Annotated in this window: 17 protein-coding genes and 1 tRNA gene; 8 read left to right on the top strand and 10 right to left on the bottom strand. The window is 70.6% G+C overall.

The features are described 5' to 3' along the window. The first annotated feature begins 172 nt into the window (after nt 1–172). The 5 genes from AB0E14_RS26545 (at nt 173) to AB0E14_RS26525 (ending at nt 7,817) form a co-directional block, all read left to right on the top strand. Complete coding sequence (locus AB0E14_RS26545) at nt 173–1,120, top strand: asparaginase (RefSeq protein ID WP_362423064.1); 948 nt, start codon at nt 173–175, stop codon at nt 1,118–1,120. Nucleotides 1,121–1,295: 175 nt separating this feature from the next. Continuing rightward, on the top strand, nt 1,296–3,788 hold the full coding sequence (gene pepN, locus AB0E14_RS26540; protein WP_362423061.1) for an aminopeptidase N: 2,493 nt from the start codon (nt 1,296–1,298) through the stop codon (nt 3,786–3,788). Nucleotides 3,789–4,002: 214 nt separating this feature from the next. Further along, complete coding sequence (locus AB0E14_RS26535) at nt 4,003–4,878, top strand: nuclease (RefSeq protein WP_362423058.1); 876 nt, start codon at nt 4,003–4,005, stop codon at nt 4,876–4,878. A 117-nt stretch (nt 4,879–4,995) separates the two neighbouring features. Further along, on the top strand, nt 4,996–6,396 hold the full coding sequence (locus tag AB0E14_RS26530) for an aminotransferase class V-fold PLP-dependent enzyme (protein ID WP_362423056.1): 1,401 nt from the start codon (nt 4,996–4,998) through the stop codon (nt 6,394–6,396). After that, nucleotides 6,393–7,817: a SidA/IucD/PvdA family monooxygenase gene (locus tag AB0E14_RS26525; protein WP_362423053.1), complete on the top strand. Its 1,425-nt coding sequence runs from the start codon at nt 6,393–6,395 to the stop codon at nt 7,815–7,817. Before AB0E14_RS26530 ends, AB0E14_RS26525 begins: the two co-directional genes overlap by 4 nt. 6 nt (nt 7,818–7,823) lie before the next feature. Here AB0E14_RS26525 and AB0E14_RS26520 read toward each other — a convergent pair whose 3' ends face one another. Then, nucleotides 7,824–9,623: a 5'-nucleotidase C-terminal domain-containing protein gene (locus tag AB0E14_RS26520; RefSeq protein WP_362423050.1), complete on the bottom strand. Its 1,800-nt coding sequence runs from the start codon at nt 9,621–9,623 to the stop codon at nt 7,824–7,826. 133 nt (nt 9,624–9,756) lie between these two features. Here AB0E14_RS26520 and AB0E14_RS26515 point away from each other — a divergent pair, with 133 nt between their 5' ends. Both AB0E14_RS26515 and pyk read left to right on the top strand, forming a co-directional pair. Next, nucleotides 9,757–10,434, top strand: a complete 678-nt coding sequence (locus AB0E14_RS26515; RefSeq protein ID WP_362423047.1) for an SIMPL domain-containing protein — start codon at nt 9,757–9,759, stop codon at nt 10,432–10,434. A gap of 157 nt (nt 10,435–10,591) precedes the next feature. Beyond that, complete coding sequence (gene pyk / locus AB0E14_RS26510; RefSeq protein WP_362423044.1) at nt 10,592–12,028, top strand: pyruvate kinase; 1,437 nt, start codon at nt 10,592–10,594, stop codon at nt 12,026–12,028. Between the two features lie 7 nt (nt 12,029–12,035). Here the strand turns inward: pyk and AB0E14_RS26505 are convergent, their stop codons facing one another. After that, entirely contained in the window at nt 12,036–12,401 is a 366-nt protein-coding gene (locus AB0E14_RS26505) for a hypothetical protein (RefSeq protein ID WP_362423041.1), read from the bottom strand. An 84-nt stretch (nt 12,402–12,485) separates the two neighbouring features. Continuing rightward, nucleotides 12,486–12,568: transfer RNA gene (locus tag AB0E14_RS26500), tRNA-Leu, on the bottom strand. Nucleotides 12,569–12,662: 94 nt separating this feature from the next. On the opposite strand from AB0E14_RS26500, the gene AB0E14_RS26495 reads away from it, so the two are divergent. Further along, nucleotides 12,663–13,316: a response regulator gene (locus AB0E14_RS26495; RefSeq protein ID WP_362423038.1), complete on the top strand. Its 654-nt coding sequence runs from the start codon at nt 12,663–12,665 to the stop codon at nt 13,314–13,316. Between the two features lie 82 nt (nt 13,317–13,398). On the opposite strand, the gene AB0E14_RS26490 is transcribed toward AB0E14_RS26495, so the two are convergent. From AB0E14_RS26490 to AB0E14_RS26460, 7 genes are all read right to left on the bottom strand, one after another. Then, nucleotides 13,399–14,115 carry an ABC transporter ATP-binding protein gene (locus tag AB0E14_RS26490; RefSeq protein ID WP_362423035.1) on the bottom strand — a complete coding sequence of 239 codons (717 nt, stop codon included), beginning with the start codon at nt 14,113–14,115 and terminating at the stop codon, nt 13,399–13,401. Continuing rightward, nucleotides 14,112–15,155: an ABC transporter ATP-binding protein gene (locus AB0E14_RS26485; RefSeq protein ID WP_362423032.1), complete on the bottom strand. Its 1,044-nt coding sequence runs from the start codon at nt 15,153–15,155 to the stop codon at nt 14,112–14,114. The genes AB0E14_RS26490 and AB0E14_RS26485 overlap by 4 nt, the downstream gene beginning before the upstream one ends. 3 nt (nt 15,156–15,158) lie before the next feature. Then, complete coding sequence (locus AB0E14_RS26480; protein WP_362423029.1) at nt 15,159–16,976, bottom strand: branched-chain amino acid ABC transporter permease; 1,818 nt, start codon at nt 16,974–16,976, stop codon at nt 15,159–15,161. A gap of 5 nt (nt 16,977–16,981) precedes the next feature. Beyond that, entirely contained in the window at nt 16,982–17,911 is a 930-nt protein-coding gene (locus tag AB0E14_RS26475; protein ID WP_362423026.1) for a branched-chain amino acid ABC transporter permease, read from the bottom strand. A gap of 115 nt (nt 17,912–18,026) precedes the next feature. Next, complete coding sequence (locus AB0E14_RS26470) at nt 18,027–19,259, bottom strand: branched-chain amino acid ABC transporter substrate-binding protein (RefSeq protein ID WP_362423024.1); 1,233 nt, start codon at nt 19,257–19,259, stop codon at nt 18,027–18,029. Between the two features lie 297 nt (nt 19,260–19,556). Then, the gene (locus AB0E14_RS26465) at nt 19,557–20,192 is read right to left on the bottom strand and encodes a Tat pathway signal sequence domain protein (protein ID WP_362423022.1); all 636 of its coding nucleotides are present in this window, start codon (nt 20,190–20,192) and stop codon (nt 19,557–19,559) included. 190 nt (nt 20,193–20,382) lie between these two features. Continuing rightward, entirely contained in the window at nt 20,383–20,841 is a 459-nt protein-coding gene (locus tag AB0E14_RS26460) for a hotdog fold thioesterase (protein ID WP_362423019.1), read from the bottom strand. Between the last annotated feature and the right edge of the window lie 21 nt (nt 20,842–20,862).

Here is a 20,862-nt window from a genome sequence, read left to right as displayed (position 1 = left end):
GGCCCCCGGGGCCCCCGGGGCCCCCGGGGCCCCCGGGGTCCCTGGCGGGACGCCTCCGGCTCCCGGTACGACCACCGGCGCTCCCGGCGCGACGCCTGCCACTCCCGGCGCGACGCCTGCCACTCCCGGCGCGACGCCTCCCGCTCCCGGCGGGACCACAGGCGCCCCCGGCGTGCCCGCCCCCGGCGCGCCCAGCAGCACCACCGGGTCGGGCGCCGTTCCCGGCGCCGCCCCCGCCCCCGACGTCGAGCTGCGTGACTTCCGGCGCCTCCCCAGCTCTTCGCTCACCCTCGAAGACCTCGCCGCCCTCGCCCACGAGGTGCGCGAGACCCTCGCCGCCGGGTCCGGCGTCGTCGTGGTCCAGGGCACCGACACCCTGGAGGAGACCGCCTTCCTCCTCGACCTGCTCTGCGACACCCCCCAGGCCGTCGTCGTCACCGGCGCCATGCGCCGCCCCGACCTGCCGGGCGCCGACGGCCCCGCCAACCTCGCCGCCGCGCTCGCCGTCGCCGCCGACCCCGGTTGCGCGGGCCTCGGCGTCCTCGTCGTCCTCGCCGACGAGATCCACGCCGCCCGCCACGTCCGCAAGACCCACACCACATCCGTCACCACCTTCGCCTCCCCGGGCGCCGGCCCCCTCGGCAGCGTCGTCGAGGGCGAGCCCCGGATCCTGCTCCGCCCCGCCGGCACCACCGCCATCCACCCCCTCCGGCTCGACCCGGCGGTACGCGTCGCCCTGGTCACCCTCTCCCTCGGCGACCGCGGCGAACTCCTCGACGGCCTCGACACCCGCTTCGACGGCCTCGTCCTCGCCGCCTTCGGCGCCGGCCACGTCCCGACCTGGCTCGTCGACCCCCTGGAACGCCTGGCCACCCGCATCCCCGTCGTCCTCGCCTCCCGCACCGGCGCCGGCGCCACCCTCACGCACACCTACCGGGGCCCCGGCTCCGAACACGACCTGCTGCACCGCGGCCTCATCCCCGCAGGACCCCTCGACCCCGCCAAGGCCCGCCTCCTGCTGCACGCCCTGCTCTCCACCGGCGCCAAGAGCGGCACGGGCTACGACCGTCCCGGCATCACGGCCGCCTTCGCCCACCTCACCGGCGCCGGCCTCGCCTGACCCGAGAGCCGGCGCCGAGCCGAGCCGACGAGTCCCCGAGCCGACGCGCCCCGCCCGAGCCCCCGAACCCGGTACCCAAACCCGCCCCCTTACCCGCCCCCCGCCCACCAACCCCCGCTGAGCTGTGAGCGGAACACTCGTGCCCCGCCGCCACCCCATCGGGCAGCATGGCCCCATGCCCGTACTGACGCGCGAGGAAGCGCAGACCCGTGCCCATCTCCTCGACATCCAGCGCTACACGGTCGACCTCGACCTCACCACAGGCGACGAGACCTTCGCATCCACGACCGTCATCCGGTTCACCGCCCGCACCGCCGGGGACACCTTCATCGAGCTGAAACCGGTCACGCTGCACTCCCTGCACCTCGACGGCGAACCCCTCGACCCCGCGTCCCTCGACGACAACCGGGTCCCCCTCACCCTCACCGAGGGCGAGCACGAACTCCGTGCCGTCACCACCATGCGCTACAGCCGCACCGGCGAAGGCATGCACCGCTTCACCGACCCCACCGACGGCGAGTCGTACGTCTACACCCAGCTCTTCATGGAAGACGTCCAGCGCGTCTTCGCCGCCTTCGACCAGCCCGACCTCAAGGCCGTCTTCGAGCTGACCGTCAAGGCCCCGGACGACTGGACCGTCCTCTCCAACGGCATCACCGAGCAGCTCCCCGACGGCCGCTGGCAGGCCGCCCCCACCCCCCTCCTCTCCACCTACTTCGTCTGCGTCGCCGCAGGCCCCTGGCACTCCGTCCGCACCGAACACGCCGGACTGCCCTTCGCCATCCACTGCCGCCGCTCCCTCGCCCCCCACCTCGACGCCGACGCCGACGAGATCCTCGACATCACCAAGGCCTGCTTCGACCGCTTCCACGAGAAGTTCGACGAGCCCTACCCCTTCGACTCGTACGACCAGGCCTTCGTCCCCGAATTCAACGCCGGCGCCATGGAGAACCCCGGACTCGTCACCTTCCGCGACGAGTTCGTCTACCGCTCCGCCGTGACCGTCACCGAACGCCAGACGCGCGCCATGGTCATCGCCCACGAGATGGCCCACATGTGGTTCGGCGACCTCGTCACCCTGCGCTGGTGGGACGACATCTGGCTCAACGAGTCCTTCGCCGAGTACATGGGCTACCAGACCATCAACGAGGCCTGCGCCGACCGCTTCCCCGACACCTGGATCGACTTCGGCATCGAGCGCAAGGCCTGGGGCTACGACGCCGACCAGCGCCCCTCCACCCACCCCGTCGCCCCGGACCCGGACGCCGTCCCCGACACGGCCTCCGCCCTCCTCAACTTCGACGGCATCTCCTACGCCAAGGGCGCCTCCGCCCTGCGCCAGCTCGTCGCCTGGATGGGGGAGAAGGACTTCCTCGCCGGCATCAACACCCACTTCAAGCGGCACCGCTTCGGCAACGCCACCCTCGCCGACTTCATCGACAACCTCGCCTCCGCCACCGACCGCGACGTCCACGCCTGGGCCGACCAGTGGCTCCGCACCACCGGCGTCGACACCCTCACCCCCGAACTCGGCGGCGACGAGACCCGCACCACCCTCACCGTCCACCACGACGGCAGCCGTCCCCACCGCGTCGCCGTCGGCATCTACGACCGCGACCTCGTCGACGGCCGCCGCCTCGTCCCGCGCGAACGCGTCGAGATCGACGTCCCGCAGGCCGAGCCCCTCGACCTCGCCGGGCCCCGCCCCGCCCTCGTCGTCCTCAACGACGGCGACCTCACCTACGCCAAGGTCCGCCTCGACGACGACTCCCTGAAGACCGTCGTGCGCGGCCTGGCCGGCATCCCCGACGCCCTCACCCGCGCCCTCGTCTGGAACACGCTGCGCGACATGGTCCGCGACGGCGAACTCGACCCCCGCGCCTACCTGGCCACCGCCGAGGCCCACCTCCCCGAGGAGACCGACCTCGCCGTCGTCCAGGGCGTCCTCGCCTTCGCGCGCACCCAGATCGCCGACCGGTACCTCCCGGCCGACGACCGCCCCGCCGCGCTCGCCCTCCTCACCGGCCTCGCCCGCGACCTCATCCGCCGCACCGAGGACGGCGACAACCCCGGACTGCGCCTCACCGCCGTCCGTACGTACATCGGCAGCGCCACCCAGCCCGACACCATCGCCGGCTGGCTCGCCGACGGAACCGTCCCCGGCGGCCCCGAGATCGACCCCGAACTGCGCTGGCGCGTCCTCGCCCGCCTCGCCGTCCTCGGCGCCCTCGACGAAGCCGCCATCGACAGCGAACTCGCCCGCGACCCCAGCGCCACCGGCCAGGAAGGCGCCGCCCGCTGCCGGGCCGCCCTCCCCGCCCCCGAGGCCAAGGCCGCCGCCTGGTCCCGTCTCTTCGACACCGACGACCTCTCCAACTACCTCTTCACCGCCACCGCCCAAGGCTTCTGGCAGCCCGAACAGGCCGATCTCGTACGGGAGTACATCCCCCGCTACTACCCGGCCGCCACCGCGCTGGCGACCCGCCGAGGCGCCGCCATGGCCGAAGCGGCGGGCCGGCACGCCTTCCCCGTCCACGCCATCGACCAGGAGTCCCTGACCCTCGGCGAGAACCACCTCACCGACCCCGCCCTCACCCCCGCCCTCCACCGCAAGCTCGTCGACCAACTGGCCGACCTGCGCCGAGCCCTGAAGGTCCGCGAGGCCTGACCCGACCCACTCGCGCACACACCGCACGGCGGTTCAACCCCTCGACGGGCCTCCGGCACCCGAGAGGTTGAACCGCCAACAGGACCCGCCGACGACATGGACGCATAGTGGGACAGGGGAGCGCCCTTTCACGGCGGCGGTCCGCCCCGGGCCTTCCCCTCCTGACACCTTGCTCCCACCCACCCCTCCCGCAGGCGTCTGCGAGGCCCCTCCCATGCCGTACCTGAGGATCAAAGGCGAATTCCGGATCGTAGGAACACGCCCGGACGGCGACACGGTCCGCTTCTACCCGGACGACCCGGCCGTCTGGAGCACCGTCCCCGGCCCCCACCCCATCGTGATCCGCGGCCCCGGTGGGGCGAACCTGCGTCTGGAGGGCATCGACGCCCTCGAAACCCACTTCAAGCCGCCCTTCGTCAGCGGCCCCGAACTGCACCAGCCCAAGGTGCCCGCCGAGGCGGCAGCCGCCGAGCTGCTCCGCCTCCTCGGCTTCGACCCCGTCCAGCGCACCTCCAACGGGACGGTGAAGGCCCCCACCACCCCGGCCGCCGTCCGCGGCTACGTCCTCACCCGAGGCGCGGACAAGCCCGGCCGCTGCATCGCGTTCACCGGCCCGGGCGACGGTCCCGAGGCGGACGCGAACGACCAGGTGTTCCTCACCCCCGAGACGATGCGCGACACGGCCAACCACAAGCTGCTCGCCAAGGGATTCGTCTACCCGATCTTCTACCGCACGCTCTTCCCCGACCTGCGCGCCGACCTCGCCGCGACCGCCCGCACGGCGCGCGACGACGACGAGGGCCTGTGGCCCCTCGACAAGACCCACAGCGACACGGTGGTGACCGCCCCGCCCACGGTCGACGAGGACGTCATCTACCCCAAGTTCTTCCGCCGGCTCGGCGAGTACGTCCTCGAGAACGACGGGAACCCGGCACTGGACGGCTTCCTCGACTACCTCCGCCGGAAGGCCGACAAGTTCACCCTGCTCTCCACCGGCCACTTCAGCACCGGCCTCGACCTGATCATCGAGGTCGACGACGGCAAGGTCCGCTGGACGCACCCGATCGAGGACATCGTCTACGACGAGTAGACACCGAACCGCCGCACGGCAGGTCGCCGCACCGCAGGTCGCTCTCCGCGTCCCCCGTTCGGGTGCCACCGCCCCACTCCCCGGACAAACCCCCAGAACCCCCGGCAGGGTGGTGCCATGTGTGCCGCGACCACCCCGACCGCTCCGACCACACCGCCCCTCGCGAACGACCCCACCGCCCTGCGCCCCCTCCTGGACACCGTCCTCACCGCCCTCCACGAAGGAACCGCGGCACGCGGCGGCCCCCTCCCGCCCGGCGGCCCCGACGAGGTCACCGCGCGGCTCCGCGAAGCGCTCGGCGACCCGGTCCCACCCCACGGCACCGACCCCACCGCCGCCCTCCACACCCTCACCCGCGCCCTCGCCGCAGGCGCCGCGGACCCCGCCCACCCGCTCTGCGCCGCCCACCTCCACACCCCGCCGCTCGCACTCGCCGCCGCCGCCGACCTCGCCGCCGCCGTGCTCAACCCCTCCATGGACTCCTGGGACCAGGCCCCCGCCGCCTCAGCCCTCGAAACCCTGGTCACCGAGGCGCTCGCCGCCACCGTCCACCCCCACGCGGCCACCCCCGACGCCCTCGTCACCACCGGCGGCACCGAAGCCAACCAGCTCGCCCTCCTCCTCGCCCGCGAGCGCCACCGTCCCGGCCACACCGTCCAGACCGTCGTCGGCGCCAACGCCCACCACTCCTTCCACCGCGCCGCCTGGCTCCTCGGGCTCCCCGAACCCGTCACCGTGCCCACTCCCAACGGCACCCTCGACCCCGTCGCCCTCGACGAAGCCCTCACCGACCTCGAGGGCCCCCTCCTCGTCGCCGCCACCGCAGGCACCACCGACACCGGCCGCATCGACCCCCTCCCCGAGATCGCCGACCTCTGCGACGCCCACGGCGCCGACCTCCACATCGACGCCGCCTACGGCGGCCCCCTCCTCTTCAGCGACACCCACCGCCCCCTCCTCGCCGGCCTCGACCGCGCCCGCACCGTCACCCTCGACCTGCACAAACTCGGCTGGCAGCCCGTCGCCGCCGGACTCCTCGCCGTACGCGACACCCACGACCTCGCCGCCCTCACCCACACCGCCGACTACCTCAACGCCACCGACGACACCGAAGCAGGCCTCCCCGACCTCCTCGGCCGCTCCCTGCGCACCACCCGCCGCCCCGACATCCTCAAGATCGCCGTCACCCTCCGCGCCCTCGGCCGCAGCGGACTCGGCGCCCTCGTCGACCAGGTCCACGCCCTCGCCCAGCAGTTCGCCGACCTCGTCGACAAGACCCCCGGCCTCCAGCTCTACGAACGCCCCACCCTCACCACCGTCCTCTTCCGCCCCACCGGCGCCGACGACACCACCGTCGCCACCATCCGCCGCACCCTCCTCGCCGAAGGCCGCGCCGTCCTCGGCCGCGCCCACGAGGACGGCCGCCTCTGGCTCAAGGCCACCCTCCTCAACCCCCACACCACCCCCGACGACCTCCAGCACCTCCTGAACCTCGTGGAAGGCAGCACCGACCGATGACCGGCAGCACTCCCAAGCCCCCGTCCCCCCACGACCCCGACCAGTCCCACGACCTGGTCGGCATCGGCATCGGCCCCTTCAACCTCTCCCTCGCCGCCCTCGCCCACGGCGTCCCCGGCGGCCTCGCCACCGCCTTCTACGAACAGCACCCCGCCTTCCACTGGCACCCCGGACTCCTCATCGAAGGAGCCACCCTCCAAGTCCCCTTCCTCGCCGACCTGGTCACCCTCGCCGACCCCACCAGCCCCTGGACCTTCCTCAACTACCTCCGTAGCCGCGAACGCCTCTTCCCCTTCTACTTCGCCGAGACCTTCCACATCCAACGCGCCGAGTACGACGCCTACTGCCGCTGGGTCAGCGACCAACTCCCCGGCCTCCACTTCGGCCACCAGGTCGACTCCGTCCGCTGGAACCCCGAACGCGCCCTCTTCGAAGTCGACTTCACCCAACTCGACGCCGACGGCGAAGCCGAAGCCCTCGGCCGCACCTACACCCGCAACATCGCCCTCGGCGTCGGCACCGAACCGTACGTACCCGAACCCCTCAGACCCCTCGCCGACGCCCCCCACGTCCCCGTCATCCACTCCGCCGACTACCTCACCCACCGCGCCGACCTCATCGACGCCGACCACGTCACCGTCATCGGCTCAGGACAATCCGGCGCCGAGATCTTCCTCGACCTCCTCCGCGCCCGCCCCGCAGGAGCCGAGAAGATCCACTGGCTCACCCGCACCGAAGCCTTCGCGCCCATGGAGTACTCCAAGCTCGGCCTCGAACACTTCACCCCCGACTACACCCGCTACTTCCACGCCCTGTCCGAACCCACCCGCAACGAACTCCTGCCCCGCCAATGGCAACTCCACAAGGGCATCGACACCGACACCCTCAGCGCCATCCACGAAGAGCTCTACCGCCGCACCCTCCACGGGGGCTGGCCCGACACCGTCCTCACCCCCGGAGTCCGCGTCCGCACCGCCGGCCGCGTCGCCACCACCAAGGTCGAACTCCACCTCGAACACCTCCAGCAAGGCGCCCGCTCCCGCCTCACCACCGACGCCGTCGTCCTCGCCACCGGCTACCGCGAACGCCCCGTCGACCGCATGCTCGCCGGACTCGACCCCTACCTCCGCCACGACTCCGCCGGCCGCGCCCGCATCGACACCACCTACCGCCTCGTCCTCGACGCCTCCGTCACCGGCTCCGTCTACGTCCAGAACGCCGAGAAGCACACCCACGGCGTCGGCGCCCCCGACCTCGGCCTCGCCGCCTGGCGCAGCGCCACCATCCTCAACACCCTCACCGGCAAGGACCCCTACCCCCAGCCCCGCCGCACCGCCTTCACCACCTTCGGCCTGGAACGGCAAGAGGCGCCACGCATCCCGGCCCAGGGCCAGGCGCTGACGCCTCTCACACAGAGCTGAACCGCCCTAGAAGACGGGGACACCGTCCCGGGTCAGCTTCCAGTCCACCGACGCGAAGAGACCCGGGTCGATCGACCCCTTCGCCTTCACCCACTGGATGATCGTGTTGCGGATCTCGTCCGAATTCGCCCACAGCTGCTGGGCCTTGGCGACGTGCGGGAACGCGCCACCGCCGCTGGCCCGGTAGTTGTTCACGGCGAGGACGAACCGCGCGGCCGGGTCGATCGGCTTCCCGTCGAACGACAGGTTCACGATCCGCGAACCCGCCGGCCTGGCGATGTCGATCTCGTACGTCACGCCGTACACCGCGTCGTAGTTGTAGTCCGGCGTGCCGTCCGCGTTCGTCAGCTTCGCCGTGTCCACGGGCGCACCCGCCGGGGTCTGCACGTAGTACCGCGCCGAGAACTCCAGATAGTCCTTGACCTGAGCACCCGTGAGAAGACGCGCCTCCAGGGTGTTCTCGAAGACGTACAGCCCGGCCGCGTCACGGATGGTGACCTGACCTGCCGGGATCGCCGCCGTACGGGAGAAGCAGGACGCCTGCGACAGCACCGGCAGCGCCGCGTAGGCGCCGCCCGCCAGCGCCTCCTTCACCGTCTCCGCCTGGACGTGGTTGATCAGATCGATGATCGGCTCGTCCTTCCACGGCGCCTCGGCCGTGGCCATCGTCGCGCTCGACGTGCCGATGATCTGATTGACGTAGGCGACGACCTTCTCGTGCTCGTCCGCGAGCAGCCCGACGATCTCCGGGTCCTCCTCCACGGTGTTGGAGTTCAGCACCTGGGCGCCGACCTTCTCGACGACCCAACGGCCCTTCTCCCACACCAGGTCGAAGTCGAAGAGCGTCAGACGCTGACCCCACTTGAGCGGCTCGGACAGCACGACGTCCTTGCCGGTCTCCTTGTTCTGGACCCGGTACTCGGGGATCTCGGTGTGCGCGTGGCCGACGAGGATCGCGTCGATGCCGGGGACCTGCTCGGCGACGAGACCGGCCGCGTTCTCGATGTGCGGGAGCTGGTCACCGTAGGAGGACGTGCCGCTGGAACCGCTGTGCGCCGACACGACCACGACGTCCGAGCCCATCGAGCGGAGCCTCGGCACCCACTTCGCCGCCTGCTCCTCCAGGCCGGGAAAGACCATCTTGCCGCTCACGTTGGCCTTGTCCCAGATCGCGATGCCCGGATTGGTCAGACCCAGGACCGCCACCGTCACATCCCGGCCGTGCGGCGTGCGCAGCCGATGCATGCTGTACGGCGGGAACGCCGGCCGCAGCGTCTTCGCGTCCAGCGCGTTCGCGCCGAGCAGCGGGAAGTCGCACTGCTCCTCGAACTTCCGCAGCACCGGTATGCCGTAGTTGAACTCGTGGTTGCCGAGCGCCGCGGCGTCGTACCCGATCGCGTTCATCGCCTGCGCCATCGGGTGCACGGGACCACGGCGCGCGGTGATCGGGTCGACCTTGGCGTAGTAGTACGACAGCTGGGTGCCCTGGATCGTGTCACCGGCGTCGATGAGGAGCGTGTTGCACCGCCCCTTCTCCTTGCGCACCTGCTCGACGAGAGTCGAGATCTTCGCGAGGCCCACGTCGTTGTGCGCCTTGTCGTCGAACTCCCTGTCCGTGAAGTAGTCCCAGTTGAAGACGTTGCCGTGCAGGTCGGTGGTCCCCATCACGGTGAAGGAGTACCGCTTGGCCGGCCTGGGGCGCGGCCCGTGGGCCTGGGCCGGGGCGGCGGCGACCCCCGTGGTGAGGGCGGCTCCGGCTCCGACGGCGACCGAGCTCTCCAGGAACGTCCGGCGGTTCAGCGGCATGTGTTCTCCTTGGTCCGGTGGTGCACAACGCGCGTAGATTCTGGCCCAGCAGCCCCCGGGGCGACAGAGTTTTCGGGTCACGGAGTGGGAAAGTGTTCGGGATCGCAGCCGTCACCCGTACGAGGGAGCCGAAGTGACGACCCCCCACCCGACCCCCGAGGCACCGCAGGTCGCCGTCCGAGGCGAAGCCCGACTCGACGTCGACCCCGAGATCGCCCGCATCGCCGTCACCATCGGCGCCCGCGGCACCGACCGCGCCGCCACCCTCACCGACCTCACCCGCCGCAACACCCACACCCTCGACCTCATCAAGTCCTACGGCGAGGCCATCGAGAAACTGGAGACCGGCGCCTTCTCCATCACCCCCGAACCCAGCAGGCACGGCCGCGGCGAACGCGTCCGCGCCTACCAGGGCACAGTCCACCTCACCGTCGAGCTCACCGACTTCACCGCCCTCGGCGAACTCACCACCCGCCTCGCCGACCTCGACCTCACCCGCGTCGACGGCCCCTGGTGGACCCTGCGCCCCGACTCCCCGGCCCACGCCGAAGCCCGCCGCACCGCCGTCGGCGAAGCCGTCCAACGCGCCCGCGCCTACGCGGAAGCCCTCGGCACCACCCTCACCGCCCTCCTCGAACTCTCCGACACCGAACTCGCGCCACCGGCCCCCCTCGGCGGCGTCGGCATGCGGATGGCCGCGTTCGCCGCCGAATCTCCCGACGCACCCCCGCCCCTCGACCTCGAACCCCAACGCCAGACCGTCACGGCAGAGGTCACCGCCCGCTTCACCATGGACCCACCCCAGCTGTAGCGAAGGCCCCACGGGGGGCCGGCCGGCCCCCCGAAACCGCTCATCGGAGCACCCGCCCGCACAGATTCAAGACTTGTCAACAAGCTTTCACGCAAAGGTTGTTGAACGGCCATGCCCGGCCCCTGAACTACCCGCCGGTAAGCCCTAGGCTCGCACCATGCGCCGAGCGAAAATCGTCTGCACCCTGGGCCCCGCCACCGACTCGTACGAGCAGATCAAGGCACTCGTCGAAGCCGGAATGAACGTCGCCCGCTTCAACCTCAGCCACGGCACCTACGCCGAACACGAGGAGCGCTACCGCCACGTCCGCAAAGCCTCCGAGGAGACCGGGCGCAGCGTCGGCGTGCTCGCCGACCTTCAAGGCCCGAAGATCCGCCTCGGCCGCTTCCGTGAAGGCCCCGTACTCCTTGAACGCGGCGACACCTTCACCATCACCGTCGAAGACCACGAAGGCGACCGCACCACCTGCGGCACCACCTACAAGGGCCTCGCCGCGGACGTCACCACCGGCGAACGCATCCTCGTCGACGACGGCCGCGTCACCCTCGAAGTCACCGCCGTCGAAGGACCCCGCGTCCACACCCGCGTCGTCGAAGGCGGCATGGTCTCCGACCACAAGGGCCTCAACCTCCCCGGCGTCGCCGTCTCCGTCCCCGCCCTCTCCGAGAAGGACATCGACGACCTCCGCTGGGCCCTGCGCACCGGCGCCGACATCATCGCCCTCTCCTTCGTCCGCACCGGCCGCGACATCGAGGACGTCCACCGCGTCATGGACGAGGAAGGCCGCCGCCTCCCCGTCATCGCCAAGGTCGAGAAGCCCCAGGCGGTCGAAGCCATCGACGACATCGTCGCCGCCTTCGACGGCATCATGGTCGCCCGCGGCGACCTCGGCGTCGAAATGCCCCTCGAGCAGGTCCCGATCGTCCAGAAGCGCGCCATCAAGCTCGCCAAGCGCAACGCCAAGCCGGTCATCGTCGCCACCCAGATGCTCGACTCCATGATCGAGAACTCCCGCCCGACGCGCGCCGAGGCCAGCGACGTCGCCAACGCCGTCATCGACGGCACGGACGCGGTCATGCTCTCCGGCGAGACCAGCGTCGGCCGCTACCCCATCGAGACGGTCCGCACGATGAGCCGCATCGTGGAAGCCGCGGAGGAGGACATCCTCGCGAAGGGCCTCCCGCCCCTCACCGAACGCAACAAGCCCCGCACCCAGGGCGGAGCGGTGGCCCGCGCGGCCGCCGAGATCGGCGACTTCCTCGGCGCCAAGTTCCTCGTCGCCTTCACCCAGTCCGGCGACACGGTCAAGCGCCTCTCCCGCTACCGCTCACCCATCCCCCTCCTCGCCTTCACCCCCGACCCGGCGACCCGCGCCCAGCTCAACCTCACCTGGGGCGTCGAGACCTTCCTGGGCCCGCACGTCGACTCCACGGACGCGATGGTCGCCCAGGTCGACGAGGAACTCCTGCGCATCGGCCGCTGCAAGAAGGGCGACACGGTCGTCATCACCGCCGGCTCCCCTCCCGGCGTCCCCGGCTCCACCAACCTGGTCCACGTCCACCACATCGGCGACCCGGTGACCCGCACCCCCTGACCGGTGCTCAGGACCGGGGGTACTCGTAGCGCTTGCGCTCACCGCCCACGAGGCGGGTGGTCCAGTTGGTGACCCGGCAGCCGTCGGAGTGGATGAGCCCCCGGATGAACGCCCACGGGTGAGCGTCGACGTTCTCCTGCTGCCACGCTTCGAGAGCGATGCGGCGCTCGTGCTTCTTGCCGGGCCCATGCTGAGGAAACAGGCAGGCGAGGTGCGTCGAGTGCACCTTGACGTTGTGACAGCCTGTTCTGCGCACGCGGCTCGTGGCGTTCTCCGGAAACACCCGGCGTAACGCGGTCTCCGCCTCGTCCTGAATGCCGGGCCAGGCGTCGCCGAGCGAGATCATGAGGCTCGGTGCGCGGTGCTTCGACATGCGACTACCCTGCGCAACGATCCCTGACCATGCGCAGCAAAAAGCGGACATCCACGCGAAGGTGAACGTCCGCTTCAGAACCGGTGCCGGGTGCGGGATTCGAACCCGCACGCCCTTTCGGACAGATGTGTTTGAGACATCAGCGTCTGCCATTCCGCCAACCCGGCATGATTGCCAGTCGGAGTGTACCCGGTCACCGCCCCGGCCAGCAGCTAGGTAGGCTTCTTCATGCAGCGCCACGCCCCGCAACGAGGAGCCCCCGTGACCGCCCCCGAGTCGCCCCAGCCCGCCGACGACGCCGACGCGTCGCACGTTCCGCCGCTGACGACCCGTGTCGTCATCGCCGAGGACGAGGCCCTCATCCGCATGGACCTCAAGGAGATGCTCGAAGAGGAGGGCTACTCGGTCGTCGGCGAGGCCGGCGACGGCGCCACGGCCGTCGAGCTCGCGCGGGAGCACCGGCCTGACCTCGTGATCCTGGACGTGAAGATGCCCGTCCTGGACGGGATCTCCGCCGCCGAGAAGATCGCGGGCGAGTCCATCGCCCCGGTCCTCATGCTCACCGCGTTCTCGCAGCGCGACCTCGTCGAGCGGGCTCGGGACGCCGGGGCCATGGCGTATCTGGTGAAGCCGTTCAGCAAGAGCGACGTGGTGCCGGCGATCGAGATGGCGGTGTCGCGGTTCGCGGAGCTGCGGGCGCTGGAGAAGGAGGTCGCGGACCTCTCGCAGCGGCTGGAGACGCGGAAGCTCGTCGACCGGGCGAAGTCGATCCTGCAGACGCAGTACGGGCTGACGGAGCCGGCGGCGTTCCGCTGGATCCAGAAGACGTCGATGGACCGTCGTATGTCGATGCAGCAGGTCGCGGAGGCGGTCATCGAGGACGCCGAGGAGAAGAAGGCGGCCAAGGGCCAGTAAGTAGCAGTCGTTCCGTACCGGCGTACGGCGAAGGGCCCGCCTCCCCCGAGGGAGGCGGGCCCTTCCGTGTGGCGCGGCGGGGTCAGTCCTCGCCGAGGTAGGCCTTGCGGACGTCCTCGTTGACGAGGAGTTCGCGGCCCGGGCCGGACAGGACGATCTTGCCGATCTCCATGACGTGGCCCTGGTCGGCCAGGGAGAGCGCCGCCTGGGCGTTCTGCTCGACCAGCAGGATGGTGGTGCCCTGGGCCTTCAGCTCGGAGATGGTCGCCATGATCTTCTGCATCATGAGCGGGGACAGGCCCATGGAGGGCTCGTCCAGCATCAGGAGCTTGGGCTGCGACATGAGCGCGCGGCCCATGGCGAGCATCTGCTGCTCACCGCCCGAGAGGGTGCCGGCGGCCTGCTTGCGACGTTCGCCCAGGATGGGGAAGAGGTCGTAGGCGCGCTGGACGTCCTTGGCGATGCCTTCGCGGTCCTTGCGGAGGAAGGCGCCGAGGAGCAGGTTGTCCTCGATCGTCATGCGCGGGAAGATGTGCCGCCCCTCGGGGGAGTGGGCGAGCCCGAGGCTGACGATGCTGTGGGCGGGGACCTTCTTGAGCGACTTGCCCTGGAACTTGATCTGCCCGCCCTTGGGCTTGATGAGGCCGGAGAGGGTCCGCAGGGTGGTGGTCTTGCCGGCGCCGTTGGTGCCGATGAGGGTGACGACCTGGCCGGCCTCGACGGAGAAGGAGATGCCCTTGACGGCCTCGATCTTGCCGTAGGCGACGCGGAGGTCCTCGACCTCCAGGAGTGCGGTCACTTGGCTTCTCCGTCCTTGCTGGTGGTGCTGTCGGCCGGGGTGTCCTCGGCCGGGTCGGCGTCCGCGTCGTCGGCCGCGCCCGCCGGGTCGGCGTCCGCGTCGGCCGGAGCCTCGTCGGCCGAGTCCGTGTCCTCGTCGGCCGGAGCCTCGTCGGTCTCGGTCTCCGCCGTCTCGGTCTCCTGCGCGTGTGCCTCCTCCGCGTGGGCCTCGGCGGCCTCGACCTCGGCGGCCTCCTCGGCGCCGGGGGCGCCTTCGAAGGGTTCGCCGAGGTAGGCGGCGACGACGCGCTCGTCGCTCTGGACCTCGTCGGCGGTGCCCTCGATGAGCTTCTCGCCCTGGACGAGGCAGGCGACCCGGTCGCAGAGGTTGAAGATGAAGCGCATGTCGTGCTCGATGACGAGGACGGCGATGCCCTGGTCCCGGATGGCGAAGATGAGCTCTTCGGTGGCCCGGGTCTCCTGCGGGTTCATGCCGGCGGTGGGCTCGTCGAGCAGGATCAGGCCGGGGTCGCTGGCCAGGGCTCGGGCGATCTCCAGCTTGCGCTGCTCACCGTAGGGGAGGTTGCGGGCGAGGTGCTCCGCCTTGTGGGCCAGGCCGATGAACTCCAGGAGTTCCATGGCCCGGTCGCGGCTGGCGGCTTCCTCCTTGTGGAAGCCGGGCAGGCGCAGCATGGCGGACCAGAGGCCCTCCCTGGTGCGGGTGTGGCGTCCGACGAGGACGTTCTCCAGGACCGTCATGTTGTTGAAGAGACGGATGTTCTGGAACGTCCGGGCGATGCCGGCCGCCGTCACCTTGAAGGACTTGGGCGGCAGGACGGTGCCCTTGTAGCGGACTTCGCCCTCGGTCGGGATGTAGAGGCCGGTGAGGCAGTTGAAGAACGTGGTCTTGCCGGCGCCGTTCGGGCCGATGAGGCCGACGATCTCGCCGCTGCGGACGGTGAGGTCGACGTTCTTGACTGCGGTGAGGCCGCCGAACCGCATGGTGACGCCACGTGCGTCCAGGACGGTCTCCGCCGCGGGGGCGGTGGTGGTGGTCGTCATGGGTCAGGCCCCTGCCTTGCTGAGGGACGTCGGCGCTTCGAGGTCCTTGTGGAGCTCGAGCTGGTTGCGCCGGTTGGGGATGAGGCCCTCGGGGCGCAGGCGCATGAGGATGACGAGCGCGATGCCGAAGGCGAGGAGCTGGTATTCGCCGAGGGACTGGAGCTTGTTGGGGAGCAGGAAGAGCAGTGCTCCGCCGACGAGCGGCCCGGAGATGGTGCCCATGCCGCCGAGGACGACGGCGGCGAGGAGGAACGCGGAGTTCGGCGGGACGGCGTTGGCGAACACGTACTGGTCGGGGGTGACCGTGTAGTTGACGTGTGCCTGCACGGCTCCGGCGAAGCCGGCGAGGGTGGCGCCGAGGGCGAAGGCGATGAGCTTGACGCGGAAGCCGTTGATGCCCATGGCTTCGGCGGCGGTCTCGTCCTCGCGGATGGCGACCCAGGCGCGGCCGATGCGGGATTCGGCGCTCCGGCGGAAGACCAGGACCACCAGGAGGGTGATCAGGAGCATCAGCAGGAAGTAGTTGGCGAAGCGGCCGATGGTGAAGCCGGCGAGGGTGTGCGAGGCGCCGAAGTCGAATCCGAAGAGGTTGACGTTCGGGATGCCCGCGATGCCGTTGGGGCCGTTGGTGATGTCCGGGCCGGAGACGCCGTCCAGGTTGTTCATCGAGATCCGGAAGATCTCTCCGAAGCCGAGGGTGACGATGGCCAGGTAGTCGCCGCGGAGGCGGAGGGTCGGGGCGCCGATGAGGACGCCGAAGACCATGGAGGCGGCGGCGCCGATGAGGATGGCGGCCCAGAACGGCATGTGGACGCCGAACGGCGAGTTCGGGGAGCCGGAGACGAGGGCGGCGGTGTAGGCGCCGACGCCGAGGAAGGCGACGTATCCGAGGTCGAGGAGGCCGGTGAGGCCGACCACGATGTTCAGACCGAGGGCGACGGTGGCGAAGATGAGGATGTTGACGCCGAGGGTCGCGTACTGGTCGTCGCTCTGGGTGAGCGGGAAGGCGGCCGCCGCGACGAAGGCGCCGACGAGGGCGACGTTGCGGTGCTTGGTGGTGAGCGCGGTGAAGCGGGCGACCAGGCCGGCCTTGCTGACGGCGCCGAAGCCGAAGCCGGCGGTGAGCAGGAAGCCGATGAAGAGTTCCTGGTACGGCGTGGTGATGCCGTAGGTGAAGACACCGAGCGCGACGGCGAGGACGGCGGTGATGATGAGGATCTCGACGTAGCTGGGGAGCGCGCGGGCCGGGCTGGGGGCGTCGGCGGTGAAGGCCGCCTTGACGGTGGTCCAGCGGTTGCCGGCGTCGTGCTTGAAGGTGTCCCAGGCGCCGTCGTCGGGGTCGGCTGCTTCGAGCGCGGGGCGCTTGAAGGGGAGCGCGAGGGCGCCGAGGAGGGTGAGGAGGGTGGTGAGGGCGACGATGGCGCCGCCGGGCTCCAGGTCGACGAGGGCACCGAGGGTCGCGATGATCGCGATCAGGGTGTACCAGGCGGTGGCGAACGCGGCGAGCGCGGAGAGCTTGAGGGCTGCGTCGGCGCCCGCGGGGGCGATCCAGCCGAGGCCCTTGACGCCGTAGGAGGACAGGCCGAAGAGGGTGGTGAGGGCGCCGCCGACGAGGACGAGCCACTGGAGTCCGCCGGGGTAGCCGTAGACGGTGAGGTCACCGGGGAAGGCGGAGGTCCAGGTCCAGGAGAGGAAGCAGGAGGCCACCGTGAGGAGGCCGCCGGCGGTGGCCAGGGCGCGGCCGGTCTTCTCGGAGAGGCCGATGAAGCCCTTGTCCTGGCTTTCCTCGGTCTTCGCGGTTTCTGCGGTGATGGTGGTCATGGTTCTCACGCCCTGTCCGACACGCGCTCGCCCAGCAGGCCCTGCGGCCGGAAGAGGAGCACGAGGATGAGGAGGACGAACGCCCAGGTGTTGCCCCAGGACTGTCCGCCGAGCTGCTGCATGCCGGGGATCGCGTCGATGTAGACGGTGGTGAGGGTCTCGGCGAGGCCGAGGACCAGTCCGCCGATCATGGCGCCGTAGATGTTTCCGATGCCGCCGAGGACGGCCGCGGTGAAGGCCTTGAGGCCGAGGATGAAGCCCATGCGGTAGTTGACTTCGCCGTACTTGAGGCCGTACGCGACGGCTCCGACGGCCGCGAAGGCGGCGCCGAGGGCGAAGGCGACCGTGATGATCCGGTCGGTGTTGATGCCCATGAGCTTGGCGGTGTCGGGGTCCTGGGCGGTGGCCTGCATGCCGCGTCCGGTGCGGGTCTTCTTGACGAAGAAGCCGAGGAACGCCATGGAGACGGGGGCCGCGATCAGCAGGAAGAGGTCACCGGTCTGGATGGTGACGCTGCCGATGTGGAAGGGGCCGCCGGGGATGTGCGGGAAGACGAGGGAGGACCGCGCGTCCGGGTACCAGGCCCAGACGGCCTGCTGGAGCACGATGGAGAGCCCGATGGCGGTGATGAGGGGCGCGAGGCGAGGGGCTCCGCGCAGCGGTCGGTAGGCGAAGCGTTCGGCTCCGACGGCTATGAGGGTGGCGACGATGATCGCGCCTATGAGCATGAGGGGCAGCGCGACCAGCATGGTCGTCCCCGTGGGGAGCATGAGCCAGACCGTGAGGGCTCCGAACCCACCGGTCATGAAGATCTCGCCGTGGGCGAAGTTGATGAGCTGGACGATGCCATAGACCATCGTGTAGCCGATGGCGACGAGCCCGTACATGGATCCCAGTAGCAGGCCGTTGACCAGCTGTTGCGGCAGTTCGTGCACCGCAGTCCTCCGAGTCTTTCGACGGATGTGACACCGCGCGGGGCGCATGGTGGTGCGCGCCCCGCGCGGCAGGTGGGGTGGTGTCGGCCCGTTCAGCGGGCCGTTGGGAGGGGGATCAGCCGCCGTAGGTACCGGACTCGACGGACTTCCACTCGGTGCCCTCGACCTTGTAGACCGTGAGCTGCTTGTTGGTGGCGTCACCGAACTCGTCGAAAGAGACCTTGCCGGTCACACCGTCGAAGGAGACGTTCTGGACGGCTTCCAGGACCTTGGCGCGGGCGCCCTCGGGGAGCTTGCCGCCGTTGCCCTCGACGACCTTCTTGACGGCCTCGATGACCGCCCAGGCGGAGTCGTAGGAGTAGCCGCCGTAGGCCGCGTACGGGTCCTTGTAGCCGGCCTTGGTGTAGTTGGCCACGAACTCCTTGGCGGAGGGCAGCGTCTCGACCGGGGCACCGACGGAGGTGGCGAGGTCGCCCGCGGACTTGGCACCGGCCAGCTCGACGTACTTCTTGTCGTAGATGCCGTCACCGCCGACGAGCGGGATGTTGGCGCCGGTGTCCTTGATCTGCTTGCTGAGCGGGCCGGCCGCCGGGTACTCGCCGCCGTAGTAGACGACGTCGGCGCCCGAGTTCTTGACCTGGGTCACGATCGCGGAGAAGTCCTTGGACTCCGGGTCGATGTGGCCCTCGCCCGCGACCTGGCCGCCGAGCTTGGTGAACTCCCCCTTGAAGGTGCCGGCCAGGCCCGCGCCGTAGGTCTTCTTGTCATCGATGATGAAGACCTTCTTCTTGCCCGCCTTGTTGAAGAGGTACTGCGCCGCGAACGGGCCCTGGATGGCGTCCGTGGTGGCGGTGCGGAAGTAGCTCTTGTACGAGCGGACCTTCTGGCCCTCGGCCCACTTGGGGCCCTGGGTCAGGGAGGGGCTGGTGTTGGCCGGGGAGATCTGGGCCAGCTTCGCGTCGTCGAAGACCTTCTGCATGGCCTCGGAGACGGAGGAGTTCAGCGGGCCGACGACACCGAGGACGTCCTTGTTGGCGACGAGCTTGGTGGCGTTCTGCTGGCCGGAGGAGGCCTGCGCCTGGTCGTCGAGGGCCTCGACCTTGAAGGTGACGCCGGGGACGTACTTCTTCTCGTTCGCCGTCTTGGCGGCCAGGTCGGCGGAGTTCTTGATGCCGAGACCGAGGGCGGAGAGGTCACCCGTCAGCGGGGCGTCGACACCGATGACGACCGTCACGTCGCCGGTGGCGCCGCCGCCCTTGTTGCCCTCGTCGCGCGATCCACAGGCGGTGAGCGTGAGGGCTCCGGCGGCGAGCGCGGCGGTCACGGCAATGAGCTTACGTTGACGCACGATGAGTCCTTTCCAGGCACGGCGTCCCACCTTGGATGCGCCGAGTCGAACGCGTGAAACCGAACCGAAAAGGAATCGGGTCGCGGTGACTGGCGGTGACTCTAGGCGGCGGACCGGCGGATATGGAGGGTTCGGGCCGATGATGTGACGCTCTTGTTATGCCGCGGCGTAATACATAGCGAACTCTGGGGGCGGAACGGGCGAATTGCGGGCGGTTCGTCTTGTCTGCATGCTGAGACGCTGCAGGAGCATCGGCGGGTTTCAGTGCTGACGGCCCAGGACTGTAGGGGCTTTTGGTCATGACGCGGTGGACCGGCCTTGATCTCGATCCATGGGACACGCCCTGTTCAGGGCGGTGGAAAGATCGGCCGCGTACCGGTCGCCGAGAATGTAGCTGTGTGCCTCTTTCTGCCCTGCATTACTGAGGGTTACCTCCAGAAAGGGGAGCCCAGAATTCCGTGCCACATGCATGCAATCGACCACGTCGATCTCCGCGACCACCTCGCGGACCTGTCCGACGGGCGCGGAGACGGGGAGCGTGGGCCGGACCCGCAGGCTCAGGGCGCGGGAGGGCTGGCCGATCGCCTCCACGGTCACGGGCGGCCCGGACGAGGTGAGCATGAGGACGGTGAAGGCGAACGCGGCGCCGGGATCGGAGGCTGTGACCGGCTCGCCGTAGCGCAGCGCGATCCGCTGGGAGGGCGGGGCGGGCGGCAGCGCCTCCGGGGGCGGGGCGGGAGCGGGGCGCGTCGAGGCGTACACCGTGATCGCGCAGACCGTCGCGGCGCCGAGGGCGACGGCCAGGAGGAGGCGGGCACGCGGGGTGAGCGGGCCGGGCCCGAAGGGGGTGCGGCGGGGCCTGGGGGCGGGCGGTGGGCGCTCGGAGGTGCCGTCGCCCGCTTCGATCGGCCCGACGCCGCCCGCGCCGCTCACGCCTGCGGCCCGGCGCTCGGCCCGGCGCTCGGGGAGGCGGTCGGGGAGCCGGTTCGGGAGAAGGCCGGGACGGCCGCCGCGCCTGGCGCGGGCGCTGCCGCGGAGTGGTGAGCCGGTACCGGTCCCTTACCCATGCGGGAACGCTAGACCGGGACCGGCCTGATGACAACAGCCCCTCGTTTCGGGGGTGTTACTGGTCGGCGTCCCGCAGCAGGCAGGTGAGCCGGGCGGTGCAGACGCGCTTGTCCTGCTCGTCGGTGATGACGATCTCGTACGTGGCGGTGGAGCGGCCCCGGTGGACCGGAGTGGCGGTGCCGGTGACCAGGCCGGACCGGACGCCCCGGTGGTGGGTGCAGTTCAGGTCGACGCCGACCGCGATCTTGGTGTGGCCGCCGTGCAGCATGGCGCCGACGGATCCGAGGGTCTCGGCGAGGACCGCGGAGGCGCCGCCGTGCAGGAGGCCGTAGGGCTGGGTGTTGCCCTCGACCGGCATCGTGCCGACGACGCGGTCGGGGGCGGCCTCCAGGATGCGGATGTCCATCCGCTCGCCGAGGTGTCCGGCCGAGAAGAGGGCGGGCAGGTCGATGCCCAGGGCCGTGTACTCGTCCAGGATCTCCTGCGGGAACTTCACCGCGTGCTGCTCGCCCATGGGCTCTCTCCGTTTCTCCGT

The organism is Streptomyces sp. NPDC047981, assembly GCF_040653315.1.
In the GTDB taxonomy this organism is placed as follows: Bacteria; Actinomycetota; Actinomycetes; order Streptomycetales; family Streptomycetaceae; genus Streptomyces.
Note: the sequence above shows the minus strand (reverse complement) of the source record. Positions and strands in the feature narration are given on the sequence as shown.

Coding starts and splice junctions, on each gene's coding strand:
- pyk (WP_362423044.1), top strand. CDS start 10,592: ATGCGCCGAGCGAAAATCGTCTGCACCCTGGGCCCCGCCACCGACTCG.
- AB0E14_RS26480 (WP_362423029.1), bottom strand. CDS start 16,976: ATGACCACCATCACCGCAGAAACCGCGAAGACCGAGGAAAGCCAGGAC.
- AB0E14_RS26535 (WP_362423058.1), top strand. CDS start 4,003: ATGCCGTACCTGAGGATCAAAGGCGAATTCCGGATCGTAGGAACACGC.
- AB0E14_RS26525 (WP_362423053.1), top strand. CDS start 6,393: ATGACCGGCAGCACTCCCAAGCCCCCGTCCCCCCACGACCCCGACCAG.
- AB0E14_RS26520 (WP_362423050.1), bottom strand. CDS start 9,623: ATGCCGCTGAACCGCCGGACGTTCCTGGAGAGCTCGGTCGCCGTCGGA.
- AB0E14_RS26460 (WP_362423019.1), bottom strand. CDS start 20,841: ATGGGCGAGCAGCACGCGGTGAAGTTCCCGCAGGAGATCCTGGACGAG.
- AB0E14_RS26530 (WP_362423056.1), top strand. CDS start 4,996: ATGTGTGCCGCGACCACCCCGACCGCTCCGACCACACCGCCCCTCGCG.
- AB0E14_RS26485 (WP_362423032.1), bottom strand. CDS start 15,155: ATGACGACCACCACCACCGCCCCCGCGGCGGAGACCGTCCTGGACGCA.
- pepN (WP_362423061.1), top strand. CDS start 1,296: ATGCCCGTACTGACGCGCGAGGAAGCGCAGACCCGTGCCCATCTCCTC.
- AB0E14_RS26505 (WP_362423041.1), bottom strand. CDS start 12,401: ATGTCGAAGCACCGCGCACCGAGCCTCATGATCTCGCTCGGCGACGCC.